The organism is Streptomyces cadmiisoli (assembly GCF_003261055.1).
GTDB classification, from domain to species: Bacteria; Actinomycetota; Actinomycetes; order Streptomycetales; family Streptomycetaceae; genus Streptomyces; species Streptomyces cadmiisoli.
The window spans coordinates 7811133-7823562 of sequence record NZ_CP030073.1 but is presented as its reverse complement, the minus strand read 5'-3'; the positions used below and the strand labels follow the sequence as shown (position 1 = coordinate 7823562).

General features: G+C 70.9%; 12 protein-coding genes. 7 read left to right on the top strand and 5 right to left on the bottom strand.

Translation table 11 applies throughout. From position 1 onward, the window contains the following. Positions 1 to 47 precede the first annotated feature (47 nt). Positions 48 to 440, bottom strand: a complete 393-nt coding sequence (locus DN051_RS34490) for a VOC family protein (RefSeq protein WP_053761836.1) — start codon at positions 438 to 440, stop codon at positions 48 to 50. Positions 441 to 591: 151 nt separating this feature from the next. On the opposite strand from DN051_RS34490, the gene DN051_RS34485 reads away from it, so the two are divergent. Next, positions 592 to 1281 (top strand): sphingomyelin phosphodiesterase, encoded by a 690-nt coding sequence (locus DN051_RS34485; protein ID WP_484419733.1) that lies wholly within the window; start codon positions 592 to 594, stop codon positions 1279 to 1281. A gap of 82 nt (positions 1282 to 1363) precedes the next feature. On the opposite strand, the gene DN051_RS34480 is transcribed toward DN051_RS34485, so the two are convergent. The 4 genes from DN051_RS34480 to DN051_RS34465 form a co-directional block, all read right to left on the bottom strand. Beyond that, positions 1364 to 2734, bottom strand: coding sequence for a PI-PLC domain-containing protein (locus DN051_RS34480; protein ID WP_112440573.1), 1371 nt, complete (start codon positions 2732 to 2734; stop codon positions 1364 to 1366). Positions 2735 to 2808: 74 nt separating this feature from the next. After that, complete coding sequence (locus DN051_RS34475; protein ID WP_112440570.1) at positions 2809 to 3519, bottom strand: chitinase; 711 nt, start codon at positions 3517 to 3519, stop codon at positions 2809 to 2811. A 204-nt stretch (positions 3520 to 3723) separates the two neighbouring features. Next, the gene (polX, locus tag DN051_RS34470; RefSeq protein ID WP_053761908.1) at positions 3724 to 5469 is read right to left on the bottom strand and encodes a DNA polymerase/3'-5' exonuclease PolX; all 1746 of its coding nucleotides are present in this window, start codon (positions 5467 to 5469) and stop codon (positions 3724 to 3726) included. An 86-nt stretch (positions 5470 to 5555) separates the two neighbouring features. Then, complete coding sequence (locus DN051_RS34465) at positions 5556 to 5993, bottom strand: MarR family winged helix-turn-helix transcriptional regulator (protein ID WP_053761833.1); 438 nt, start codon at positions 5991 to 5993, stop codon at positions 5556 to 5558. 261 nt (positions 5994 to 6254) lie between these two features. Between DN051_RS34465 and DN051_RS34460 the strand changes: the two genes are divergently transcribed. From DN051_RS34460 to urtE, 6 genes are all read left to right on the top strand, one after another. Continuing rightward, positions 6255 to 7367, top strand: a complete 1113-nt coding sequence (locus tag DN051_RS34460) for a substrate-binding domain-containing protein (protein ID WP_053761832.1) — start codon at positions 6255 to 6257, stop codon at positions 7365 to 7367. Positions 7368 to 7581: 214 nt separating this feature from the next. Further along, positions 7582 to 8838 (top strand): urea ABC transporter substrate-binding protein, encoded by a 1257-nt coding sequence (gene urtA, locus DN051_RS34455; RefSeq protein WP_425471688.1) that lies wholly within the window; start codon positions 7582 to 7584, stop codon positions 8836 to 8838. 85 nt (positions 8839 to 8923) lie between these two features. Beyond that, a complete protein-coding gene (gene urtB, locus DN051_RS34450; protein WP_053761830.1) occupies positions 8924 to 9820 on the top strand; it encodes an urea ABC transporter permease subunit UrtB in 897 nt (298 codons plus the stop codon). After that, positions 9817 to 10902: an urea ABC transporter permease subunit UrtC gene (gene urtC, locus DN051_RS34445; protein ID WP_053761829.1), complete on the top strand. Its 1086-nt coding sequence runs from the start codon at positions 9817 to 9819 to the stop codon at positions 10900 to 10902. Before urtB ends, urtC begins: the two co-directional genes overlap by 4 nt. After that, positions 10899 to 11672, top strand: coding sequence for an urea ABC transporter ATP-binding protein UrtD (gene urtD, locus DN051_RS34440; protein WP_112440568.1), 774 nt, complete (start codon positions 10899 to 10901; stop codon positions 11670 to 11672). The genes urtC and urtD overlap by 4 nt, the downstream gene beginning before the upstream one ends. Then, complete coding sequence (gene urtE, locus DN051_RS34435) at positions 11672 to 12364, top strand: urea ABC transporter ATP-binding subunit UrtE (protein ID WP_053761827.1); 693 nt, start codon at positions 11672 to 11674, stop codon at positions 12362 to 12364. The genes urtD and urtE overlap by 1 nt, the downstream gene beginning before the upstream one ends. Positions 12365 to 12430 lie beyond the last annotated feature (66 nt).

Below are 12430 nucleotides of genomic sequence, written 5' to 3'. Positions count from 1 at the left end.
AGAAGGGGGAGAAAGGGAGAATACGACAGGACGGCGGGAGAAGAGGGTCAGCCGGCGGGCTGGAGCAGGTCCCAGCGGTTGCCGTACAGATCCTGGAAGACGGCCACGGTGCCGTACGGCTCGTGCCGCGGCTCCTCCAGGAACGTCACGCCGGCGGCCGACATCCGGGCGTGATCGCGGGCGAAGTCGTCGGTGTGCAGGAAGAAGCCGACGCGCCCACCGGTCTGGTCGCCGACCCGCACTTGCTGCGCGTCACCCTTGGCGCGGGCCAGCAGCAGGGCGGTGCCGGTCCCCTCCGTCCCGGGCTCGACGACGACCCAGCGCGAACCGTCCGGACGCGGCGCGTCCTCGACCAGGCGGAAACCGAGCGCCTCGGTGTAGAAACGGATCGCCTCGTCGTAGTCGTCGACGACGAGGGTGACCAGGGCGATGCGTCTCATCGGCGCCTTTCGGGAGAGCTGGGAGAGCTGATTGACCGGAGAGGTTATACGTAAAACTCGGCGAACGCCAGTCCCCTCCCGGGAGGCCGGAGACACGGGCACGGGACACCTGGGCGGCGGTGTCGCCAGGCGGGGCGGCACCTCGGTCTATGTGACCGGCGCGGCCCCGCGGACCCGGGCATCAGCGCCGCGGCGGGGGCCGGCTCCTGCCGCGGCCGGCGACCCGGGGGCGGCGCCCGCTTCCCGTGAAGCACCCCCTTTCGTCACCCGACTTGAGGAGCAGTACGTCTGCGAGGACGCCTGCGGGTCGGACTGGTGGTCCGACAAGGGAGTCGCGTTCGCCGTGCTGGCCGTCGGCGGCACGGATGTGCACGTGGTCGGCACCCCCGCGCAGTCCACGGACCCGGGGTGCGGCGCCGGTGAGGCCGCCGCGACGCGCAGCCGGCAGTTCAAGGCCATCGACGCGTTCCTGGACGCCGAGCGGATCCCGGCCGACGAGCAGGTCGTGGTCTCCGGTGATCTGAACGTCGACTCGCGTGGTCCGGAGTACGCCGCGATGCTGGCCGACGGCGGGCTGGTCGGGCCCGACACGCGTACCGGGCACCCCTACTCCTTCGACACCGAGGAGAACTCGGTGGCCCGCGACCGCCACCCGGACGGCCCGCGCGAGGACCTCGACCACGTCCCGCACCGGGCGGGCCACGCGCGCCCGGCGGGCTGGCGCAACAAGGTCGTCGCGGAGCGGTGCGCGCCCTGGACGCTCACGAGTTGGTGCACGGACCACACCTGTACGGACCTGTCGGACCACTGTCCCGTGACGGGATTCGCCACCGACCGGTGATCGAAGGCGCCGCCACCCGGTGACCGCCCTCCCCGGTCCGGCCGGACGGCCCCCGGCGGTACCCCGCCGGGGGCCGTCACCGTCACGGATACGTGTAGGTGTTCAGCTTGTTCACGGCGGAGGCGGTGTCTCCGAGGTCGTAGCGGTCCACGGCGAGGAAGTTGGGCTTCTTGCGGGCGGCCGGCCGGCAGAAGCGGTCGGCCCGGTCGGCGAGTTTGGTGTTGTCCGTGCGCGCGGTCGTGGCGAGGGGGACGTCCCGGAAGTGGTTCATGACGAACAGGGGGCGGAACCCGGGCTCCGTGCGGGTCAGCGGGATGTTGGTGTTGGCGTCGTACCAGCGGCTGTAGCACGACCAGTCGGAGGAGCCGAGGCCCGAGCCCATGGACCAGTGGTTCTCGACGGTCCACTCCCGCTGGTACATCACTCCGAAGCTGTCCCGGGTCAGGCCCGCGGACTCGTCGGAGGAGCGGCTGCGGTCGGTGAAGATCAGCAGTCGCTGGTTGCGGGAGACGAGGTCGGCGAGCCGCGGCCAGCCGTTCTGTCGTACGCCGGTCCGGTCCGGGCGGTACAGGACGTTCTCCAGGCCGTCCACACGGGCCAGTTCGGCGCGCAGTACGGCCGGGTCGACGTAGTCCTCCAGGAAGACGGTGACGAACTGGTCGGGGTTGGCCTCCAGGAAATCGACCATGCGCTGGAGGTCGACCCACAGGGCGACCGGTCGGCTGACGAGGGTGCAGCTGTTGTGGCAGAGGATCGCGCCGTCCGGCGTCTGGTGGATGTCCAGCATGAATCCGCGTACGCCGTCGCCGAGTTGTTGGTTGATGCCGCGCGTCTGGTTGGGCGCCAGGTTCACGAACGGCGGGGCGAAGCCTCCGTCGACGCCGTTGGCGTAGGCGTTGTGAGAGGTGAGGAAGGTGACCTGGTCCAGGGTGCGCTGATCCTGCGGCGGCATCGGGCCGGTGGACGGGTCGACCGGGGTGAGGTACCAGGAGGCGAGGGTGCCCGGGGTGCCGATCGTCAGCTGGGCGGGGTGGTTGGCGCCCGGCGGCTTGGCGGCCACCGTGAGGTGCCGGTCGGTGCCCGGGGCTTTGAGCGTGTACCGGTCGCCGCCGGTCGCTGTGACGTCCCAGGCCGCGTCGGCGCTCGCGCAGGGGACGGTGCGCGCCTGGTCGCCGGAGCGGCCGAGGCAGTTGCCGGCGGCGTCGGTGCTGTCCAGGACGTACGACGATCCGCTCGGCCGCAGGTTCCACTGCTGGCGGTCCTCGTTGCCCTTGGGTCTGTGCTGTTCGATCGCGCCCTGGGCGTCGGCCGCGTTGAGGCCGGTCGTGGCGCTCTGGAGGTAGTACGTTCCGGAGGCCGGGGCCGCCGCCACGGCCCCGGCCGGGGGCGTGGGTGCCACGACCGCCGCGGCCAGCGCGGCGGTCGTGGCGAGCAGGGCGTGGGGGGTGCGCATCGCGTTGCCCTCCGTCGGGGTCAGATCATCAGGTGCATGACATCTCGGAGCCCACCATGCCCCGCCGACCGGCCTCAGCAATAGAGGTTGCCACCCGGTGAAACCCCGAGGATCTGTGTGAACCGCTGATAGTTGGACACCCGGCTCTGCACCTGTGCGGGGTTCTTGCCGTCGCACTCCAGGGCACCGTTGATGGAGCGGATCGTCTGGCCGAAGCCGGCCCCGTTCACCATCGCGTTGTGGCCGGTCATGGTGCCCGGTCCGGACTGGGTGTTCCAGTACCACAGGCCCGTCTTCCAGGCGACGGAGGCGTTGTTCTGCACCATCCAGGGATCGCCCAGCAGGTTGAGGCCCAGCGCGTCGCCCGCCGCCTTGTAGTTGAAGTTCCAGCTCAGCTGGATGGGACCGCGCCCGTAGTAGGCGGCTTGGCCGGCCGGGCAGCCGTAGGACTGGCTCCAGTCGCAGTAGTGCGGGTAGTTGGCCTGGTTCTGCTCCACGATGTGCACCAGGCCGCCGGTCTCGTGGCTGACGTTGGCGAGGAACGCGGCGGCCTCCTGCTTCTTCACCGTGTCGCCGCCCGTGTTGGCGAAGCCGGGGTACGCGCTCAGGGCGGCGGTGAGGCCGCCGTAGGTGTAGAAGGAATTGCGGCCCGGGAACATCTGGTTGAACTGCGCCTCGCTGACGACGAATCCGGCGGCGGAAGCGGTGGGGGCCGGCTGCAGGGCGAGGGCTGCGCCCGCGAGGGCGAGCGAGCTCAGGAGTGCGGCGATACGGCGCCTCGGCACAGGATCAGCTCCTTTGCGGTGCACGGCCGCTCCCGGCCGAGGGCAGGGCGGAGCCGGTCCTCGTGCGCACGAGCCGGTGCTGCCGGCCAGGCGTGGGGGCGGCCGTGGTGGGGGGTTGGAGGCACACTCAACCGCGTTGGTCTGTACCAGTCAAGGGTGTAGACCAGTCAAGCTGTCCGGAATCCCGGGCGGTTCGGGGAACGCTCAGCTCGACGGCGTCTTCCTCAGGAAGCGCCGCAGCCGCGTGAGGGACCACGTGTTGATCACGTCGTCCCCGGTGAGCCACCCGCGCTGTGCCGTACCGACGCCGAAGCGCATGTGGGCGAGATGCAGGACGGAGTGGGCGTCGGTGTCGATGGCGAACTTCACCCCGTGCCGCTTGGCCCGCAGGATGTGCTCGTCGTTCAGGTCGAGCCGGTCGGGGTGGGCGTTGACCTCGAGGGCCGTGCCGGTGCGCGCGCAGGCGGCGAAGACCTCGTCTAGGTCGGCGTCGATGCCGGGCCGCCTGCCGATCAGCCGGGTGGTGGGGTGGCCGATGATGTGGACGTACGGGTTCTCGCAGGCCCGTACGAGCCGGCGGGTGAGGGCCGCGCGGTCCTGGTTGAAGTGGGAGTGCACCGAGGCCACGCACAGGTCGAAACCGGCCAGGAAGTCGTCCGGCCAGTCCACCGCGCCCTCGGCGTCGATGTTGAGTTCCGCGCCGTGCAGCAGCCGCATGCCACCGCGCCGGCCCCGCCGGCCGTACTCGCCGTCGAGTTCCCGCACCCGCTCGCGCTGCGCCAGGATCCGCTCGTCGGTCATCCGCTGCATGAAGAGGTTGGGGGCGTGATCGGTGATCGCGTAGTAGGCGTAACCGCGTTCGGCTGCCGCGGCGGCCATCTCCTCCAGCGGGGCGAGACCGTCGGTGAGGTCGGTGTGGGTGTGCAGGTCTCCCCGGATGTCGCGTTCCTGGACCAGCTCGGGCAGTTCGTCGCGCAGCCCGGCCTCGATCTCGCCGCGGTCCTCGCGCAGGGCCGGCGCGATCCACGGCAGCCCGAGCCGGGCGTACACCTCCTCCTCGGTCCGGGAGACGACGCGTTCGCCGCTCTCGGCGTCGAACAGCCCGTACTCGGAGAGCTTGAGCCCCTGGTGCACGGCCCGTTCCCGGGTCCGGATGTTGTGCGACTTGGAACCGGTGAAGTACTGGAGCGCGGCACCCCAGGAGTCCGGCGGTACGACCCGCAGGTCGACGGAGAGGCCCTTGGTGGTCCGCACCGACGTCTTGGTCCGGCCGCGCGCGATGACCTCCGTGACGTCGGGCAGCTCGGTGAACGCGCGCATCAGGGGTTCGGAGTCCGACGCGGCGGCCAGGACGTCGATGTCGCCGATGGTCTCGCGGCCGCGGCGCAGCGACCCGGCGTACGCGCACTTGCGGCAGCCCTCGACCCGGGACAGCTCCGCGACGATGCCCTCGGCCACGTCCGTGGCGGCGTCGATCAGCACCCGGTCCCCGGAGGACCGAAGGAGCTCGATGCCGTGCAGGATGTTCTCCTCGGTCCTGGGGCCGAAACCCTTCAGATCCCGCAGTCGCTCCTGGTGGATGGCGTCGGTCAGTTCCTCGATCGAGGAGACGCCCAGTTCCTCGTAGAGCACGAGCGCCTTCTTCGGGCCGAGGGTGGGGACGGCGGTCAGCCGCCGCACACCGGCGGGAATGCGCGCCCGCAGCTCCTCCACGGCCGGGACGCTGCCGGTCCGCAGGTACACGGTGACCTTCTCCGCTATCGACCTGCCCACCCCGGGGATCTGCTGGAGGCCCTTGACGTCGAGGGTGGACACGTCGGCGTGGTGGCCGCCGATCGCCCGGGCGGCCTTTTCGTACACGCGCGCCTTGAACGCGTCTCCTCCGGTGATCGAGATCAGATCCGCGTACTCGGCGAACAGCGCGGCGACCTCGTCGTTGGCACGAGCCACACCTCCAGGGTAGGCGCGGTCCGGCCCGCGCTCAGCTCCGCCGCGTCCCGCTGCCCCGAACGGCCGGCCATGTGCCGCAAGAGGGGTCAGACGCGGTGCGCCGTCCCGTCCAGGGTCGCCGAGAAGCGGTCCAGCAGCGTGCGCAGCAGTTCCTCGTCGCCGTCGCCCAGTGACGGCCAGTCGGCGCGCACCGCCCGGTCGACCCGCCTCCAGTACTCCTGGCCGCGCGGGGTGAGGTGGGCGAGGATGCGACGGCGGTCGAGAGGATCGACCCGCCGGTGGACGAGGTTGCGGTCGACGAGGTGGTCGACGAGCTTGGTCAGGCTCGGGGCCGGCAGGAAGGCCGCCTCGGCCACCGCCGTCATGTGGTGGCCGGAGCCGTCGGAGAGCAGGGCCAGCACTCGCCAGGTCTCCACCGAGCAGCCCTCGTCGTCCAGCACGGCCTGAAGACGGCGCGCGGCCGTCCGCTCGGCCCTGGTGAGCAGCTGCACCAGGTCTTGGGGCCGACGCGAAGGGGTGGGCATCCTGCTCCTAGGGCCGGTCTTCTCGGATCTTCCCGGGGCCGCGGGAGACGCAACGCGCGTCCGACGTGTCGCGACAGGCCGCCGACGCTCCCCGTCGACTCCCGCCGCCCCACGGCCGTACGCGTCCGGCACCCCGCTCACCCCGGCCCGGACCCGTGTCCCGAAGTCGGGCCGACCCGTCGGACGGGTCCCGGTCGCGGGGGTGTGTACATGGTATGAGACGGACTGGAGTTCACCTGTCGGACCCGAAATCATGACGCCATGTTCCGGCACGATTCCCTCGTTCCCGAGTGGTTCACGGCCGATGCCTCGACGCTCGGTGTGGCCCTGGTGTTCCCCATGCAGGGTCCGGCGGGGATCTTCGGACCGGCCTGCGAACTGTGCGCCCTGCTGGCCGCGGAGCGGGTCAATCGCGCGGGCGGGATCCTCGGCCGGGAGCTGCGGCTCGTGCCGGTGGACGGCGGTGGGCCGCCGCGGCAGGTCGCGGACCACGTCGAGGCCCTGGTGGACCTGGGCGTCGTCCAGGGCGTCACCGGCTGGCACATCTCCTCGGTGCGGCAGGCGCTGGCGCCGAGGATCGCCGCTCGGGTGCCGTACGTCTACACCGCCCTGTACGAGGGCGGTGAGCACACCACGGGCGTGTTCCTGACCAGCGAGACACCGCGCGGCCAACTGCGCCCCGCCATGCTCCTGCTGGCCCTGGAGCGCCGGGTGCGCCGCTGGTTCGTCGTCGGCAACGACTACGTCTGGCCGCGGCGCACGGCCCGGGCGGCCCGCAGGTTCGCGCGCGAGTCCGGCACCGCGGTGGTCGGCGAGGTCCATCTCCCGCTGGGCACCCATGACTTCGAGCCCGTCCTGCGGCGCATCGAGCGGTCCGGCACGGACGCGGTGCTGATGCTGCTGGTCGGCAGCGACGCGGTGCGCTTCAACCGGGCGTTCGCGGACCGGGGACTGGACACCCGCTGCCTGCGGCTGAGTACGCTGATGGACGAGAACATGCTGATGGCGAGCGGCCCGTCGGCCACCACCGACCTCTACAGCACCGCCGGGTTCTTCGCCTCGCTCGCCGACCGGAACACGCTCGACTTCCACGGCGAGTACGCCGGCCGCTACGGCGTCGACGCGCCGGCCCCGGGCAGCCTCGGCGAATCCTGTTACGAGGGCGTGCTGTTGCTGGCCGCGCTCATCGGCGGGGCGGGCACGCCGGAGGTCCCGGCGATCGTGGCGACGGCGGGCACGGTGTCGTACGAGGGGCCGCGCGGGCTGCTGCGGCTGCACGGCAGCCATGTGCGGCAGCGCATCTACCTGGCGCGCGCGGACGGTTGCGACTTCGACGTGCTCACCGAACTCGATCAGCCCGACCCCCACCCTTGACATCTCCGCACCGACGCCAAGATACTTCCCGCAGAAAATAACTAGAATGCCTCGGGCGAATTGTGAATTGGGTTTCCGAATCCCCCTCACAAGGCTCCGGGGCGTTTTTTGTTGCCTCGGGGAAAGTCCCGCGAAACACCTTGGAAACAGCGCGACTTGAGGCTGTGGACCGCACTTCAGGAGGTTGTCGTCCTCCACACCCGAGGGGGTCCATTTGTCCAGCGCTTCCAGTTTTCCGCGCCGCCGCGTCCTGGCCTGCGGCGCCGCGTTCGCGGCCGTCGTGGCGTTGTCCGCGTGCGGTGCCAAGACCGACGCGGCCGGCTCGTCCGAGAAGGCAGTGAAGGCCGACGTCAGCGGTGACACGGTCAAGGTCGGGCTGCTCAACTCGCTGTCCGGCACCATGGCGATCAGCGAGGTGACCGTCCGCGACTCGCTGCGCCTGGCCATCGACGAGATCAACGCCTCCGGCGGAGTGCTCGGCAAGAAGATCCAGCCGATCAGCGAGGACGGCGCCTCCGACTGGCCGACGTTCGCCGAGAAGGCGCAGAAACTCATCCAGAACGACCGGGTCGCCGCCACCTTCGGCTGCTGGACCTCCGCCAGCCGCAAGGCCGTCAAGCCCGTCTTCGAGAAGAACAGGTCGCTGCTGTTCTACCCCGTGCAGTACGAGGGCCTGGAGCAGTCGCCGTACATCTTCTACACCGGCGCGACGACGAACCAGCAGATCGTCCCGGCGCTCGACTACCTCAAGGGCAAGGGCCTCAAGAAGCTCTATCTGGTCGGCAGCGACTACGTCTTCCCACGCACCGCCAACAAGATCATCCAGGCGTACGCCGAGGCCAACGGCATGACGATCCTCGGCGAGGACTACGCGCCGCTCGGCTCCACGGAGTTCAGCACGATCGCCAACAAGGTGAAGGCGTCGAAGGCGGACGCCGTCTTCAACACCCTGAACGGCGACTCGAACGTGGCCTTCTTCAAGGAGTACAAGTCGGCCGGTCTGACCGCGAAGTCCATGCCGGTGGTGTCGGTGTCGATCGCCGAGGAGGAGGTCAAGTCGATCGGCACCCAGTACCTGGCCGGCCAGCTGACGGCCTGGAACTACTACCAGACCACCGAGGGCGCCGCGAACGACAGGTTCGTGAAGGCCTACAAGGCCAGGTACGGCCAGGACAAGCCGACCAGCGACCCGATGGAGGCCGCCTACACCTCGGTCCACCTCTGGAAGGCCATGGTCGAGAAGGCGGGCTCCTTCGACCCCGAGAAGGTGAAGGCCGCCGCCGACGGCATCACCTTCGACGCGCCCGAGGGCGAGGTCACGGTGGACGGCCCCACCCAGCACATCCACAAGACGGCCCGCATCGGCCGCATCGGCACCGACGGGCTGATCGAGGAGGTCTGGGACTCCGGCGGGCCGATCGAGCCGGACCCCTATCTCAAGGACTACTCCTGGGCCTCCGACCTGTCGTGACCTGCCGTCACCAACGCCGTCACCGACGCCGTCACCGGCCGCGGGCCCCGCTGGGCCCGCGGCGACCGACTCCCGGAGCCGCCCCATGACCGTGATCCTCGGTCAGACCTTCACCGGCATCAGCATCGGTGCCGTCCTGCTGCTCATCGCGCTCGGCCTGTCGCTCACCTTCGGCCAGATGAACGTCATCAACATGGCCCACGGCGAGTTCATCATGGCGGGCGCATACACGACCTACGTCCTTCAGAAATCCATCGCCGGCGCCGGAATCTCGCTGCTGGTCGCGCTGCCCGTCGCCTTTCTCGTCTCGGGTGCCCTCGGGGCACTTCTGGAGTGGCTGCTGATACGACGCCTGTATCTGCGGCCACTTGACACTCTTTTGGTCACCTGGGGCGTCTCCCTGATGCTCCAGCAACTCGCCCGGGACGTTTTCGGCGCGCCGAACGTGCAGACCCGGGCCCCCGAACGGCTCACCGGGAACATCACGCTGATCGGCGGTGCGGATCCCCTCACCGTCGCCAACAGCCGGCTGTTCATCCTCGGCCTCGCCGTCGCGGCCGTCGCCTCCCTCGCCCTGACCCTGCGGCTGACGCCGCTCGGCCGCCGGATCCGGGCGGTCGTGCAGAACCGGGACCTCGCCGAGGTGTCCGGCATCTCCACCGCCCGCGTCGACCGCACCGCCTTCTTCCTCGGCTCCGGTCTGGCGGGCATCGCCGGCGTCGCGCTGACCCTGGTGGGACCGATCGGCCCGACGATGGGCACGAACGTCATCATCGACGCCTTCCTGGTGATCGTGGTCGGCGGGATCGGGCAGCTCAGGGGCACCGTGATCGTCGCGTTCGTGCTGGGCGTCCTCCAGTCCGTCCTGGAGTACTCCACCACGGTCAGCGTCGCCAAGGTGCTGGTGCTCGTCGCCATCGTCGCGTTCCTCCAGTGGCGCCCCCAGGGGCTGTACACACTCCGTACGAGGAGTCTCGTATGACCTTTCCGCAAGGGCGCTCCGCACGCGCCTGGGCCGCCCTGGCGGGCGCCGCGCTCCTGCTGTTCGCCGTCGCGCCGCTCGCCCTGTCCGACTTCCGGCTGGGCCTCTTCGCCAAGTACCTGTGCATCGCGATGGTCGCGGTCGGCATCTGCCTGGCCTGGGGCCGCGGCGGACTGCTGACCCTGGGCCAGGGCGTGTTCTTCGGGCTCGGCGGCTACGCCATGGCGATGCATCTGAAGATCGCCGACGCCGGGCCGGGCAATCTGCCCGACTTCATGCAGCTGTACGGCACCGCCACCGAACTGCCCTGGTGGTGGCGGCCGTTCGCGAACCCGGTGGTCGCGCTGGCCGCGACCGTGCTGCTGCCGATGGCCGTCGCGGCGCTCCTCGGTTCCTTCGTCTTCCGGCGCCGGGTCAAGGGGGCGTACTTCGCGATCCTCAGCCAGGCGCTCGCCGCCGCCTTCGCGCTCTGGCTGATCGGCCAGCAGGCCACCACGGGCGGCACCAACGGGCTCACCGACATCCAGGGCTTCTTCGGATACGACCTCGACGACCCGGTCAACCAGCGAACCGTCTACTTCATCATCGCCGCCGCACTGCTGCTCCTGATCGTCGTCGCCCGCCAACTGATCCACAGCCGGTACGGCGAACTCCTCGTGGCGGTGCGCGACTCCGAGGAGCGGGTGCGCTTCCTGGGCTACGACCCGGCCAACGTCAAGCTGGTCGCGTACGTCGTCGCGGCGGGCATGGCGGGGCTCGCGGGCGCGCTGTTCGTGCCGGCCGTCGGCATCATCTCGCCCGCGATGATCGGCATCGTGCCCTCCATCGAGTTCGTCGTCGGCGCCGCCGTCGGCGGACGGGCGAGCCTGGCGGGCGCGGTGCTCGGGGCGGTCGGCGTCGCCTGGGCCCGGACCGCGCTGTCGGAGGAGTTCCCGGCCGCCTGGACCTATTTCCAGGGCCTGTTGTTCGTGGTGGCCCTGGCGTTCCTGCCCGGCGGCATCGCCTCGCTGGCCGGGACGGTACGGCGGCGCCGCGCCGACCGCCGCGGGACGACCGCCCTGACGACGGGAGAAGCGGCATGAGCGGGCCCGCCGGACTCGAGATACGTCGGCTGCGGGTGGCGTTCGACGGGTTCACCGCCGTCGACGGAGTGGACCTCGAGGTGCGGCCCGGGGACCTGCGGTTCCTCATCGGGCCGAACGGCGCCGGCAAGACGACCCTCGTCGATGCCGTCACCGGTCTGGTGAAGGCCCACGGCTCGGTGCGCTTCGACGGCACGGAGCTGCTCGGGCGCAGCGTGCACCGCATCTCCCGCTCGGGCATCGGCCGCACCTTCCAGACGGCCACCGTCTTCGAGGAGCTGACGGTTCTGCAGAACCTGGACATCGCGGCGGGCGCGGGCCGCGGCGCGTGGACCATGCTGCGGCGGCGCAGGAGCACCCCCGAGCCGGTCGTCCGCGCGCTGGAGACGATCGGGCTCGGCGACCTCGCCGACTCCCCGGCCGGAACCCTCGCGCACGGCCGGAAGCAGTGGCTGGAGATCGGCATGCTGCTGGTGCAGGACGTACGGCTGCTGCTGCTCGACGAGCCGGTGGCCGGGATGAGCCACGACGAACGCCTGGCGACCGGCGAGCTGCTGGAGCGGATCAGCACGGAGCGGACCGTTGTCGTCATCGAGCACGACATGGACTTCATGCGCTCCTTCGCCCGCAGTGTGAGCGTGCTGCACGCGGGCCGGATGCTCAGCGAGGGGACGGTGGCCGAGGTGCAGGCCGACCCGAAGGTGCAGGAGGTCTACCTCGGGCACGCGCCCCGGGAGGCCGCCGCCGACGTCGCCGTACAGGAGGTGTGATGCTGAGGATCGACGAGGTGTGCGTCGGCTACCAGCGCAGCAGTGTGCTGCACGGGGTGAGCGTCGAGGTGCCCGCCGACGGGGTGGCCGCGGTGCTCGGGCACAACGGAGCGGGCAAGAGCACGCTGCTGCGGGCCGCCGTCGGACTGCTCACCCCGACGAGCGGCACGGTCCTGCTGGACGGCGAGGACATCACCCGCCGCAGGCCGCACGAGCGGGTGGCACGCGGGATGGCGTACGTCCCGCAGGGGCAGCAGGCGTTCCCGCATCTGACGACCGCGGAGAATCTCCAGCTCGTCGCGGACGGCCGCCGGCGCGGACGGGCGGCGGTCGACGCGGCGCTGGACCTGTTCCCGGCGCTGCGGGCCCTGTCGAACCGCCGGGCCGGGCTGCTGTCCGGCGGGCAGCGGCAGCAACTCGCCATCGCCCGCGCCCTGGTCACCGAGCCGCGGCTGCTGCTGCTCGACGAGCCGACCGAGGGCATCCAGCCGTCGGTCGTGGCGGAGATCGAGGAGACGATCCTGGCCCTGGCCGCCCGCGGCGGGCTCTCGGTGCTCCTGGTCGAACAGCACGTCGGCTTCGCGATGCGGGCGGCACAGAGGTACTACGTGCTGGAGGCCGGCCGGGTCACCTCGGCGGGCGAGGGCGGCCAGGAGGCCGAACGCTCGGTGCGGGAGGCGCTGAGCGTATGAGGCCCGGCGCCGGCGTGCGGACCGGTGCCCGTCCGGGGCGGTCCGCGGACGGCGGGCATGCGGGTG

Bases quoted from the DNA above. Each gene is read 5' to 3' on its own strand.
- DN051_RS34460 (WP_053761832.1), top strand. From the start codon at position 6,255: ATGTTCCGGCACGATTCCCTCGTTCCCGAGTGGTTCACGGCCGATGCC.
- DN051_RS34480 (WP_112440573.1), bottom strand. From the start codon at position 2,734: ATGCGCACCCCCCACGCCCTGCTCGCCACGACCGCCGCGCTGGCCGCG.
- urtE (WP_053761827.1), top strand. From the start codon at position 11,672: ATGCTGAGGATCGACGAGGTGTGCGTCGGCTACCAGCGCAGCAGTGTG.
- urtD (WP_112440568.1), top strand. From the start codon at position 10,899: ATGAGCGGGCCCGCCGGACTCGAGATACGTCGGCTGCGGGTGGCGTTC.
- DN051_RS34490 (WP_053761836.1), bottom strand. From the start codon at position 440: ATGAGACGCATCGCCCTGGTCACCCTCGTCGTCGACGACTACGACGAG.
- DN051_RS34465 (WP_053761833.1), bottom strand. From the start codon at position 5,993: ATGCCCACCCCTTCGCGTCGGCCCCAAGACCTGGTGCAGCTGCTCACC.
- urtB (WP_053761830.1), top strand. From the start codon at position 8,924: ATGACCGTGATCCTCGGTCAGACCTTCACCGGCATCAGCATCGGTGCC.
- urtC (WP_053761829.1), top strand. From the start codon at position 9,817: ATGACCTTTCCGCAAGGGCGCTCCGCACGCGCCTGGGCCGCCCTGGCG.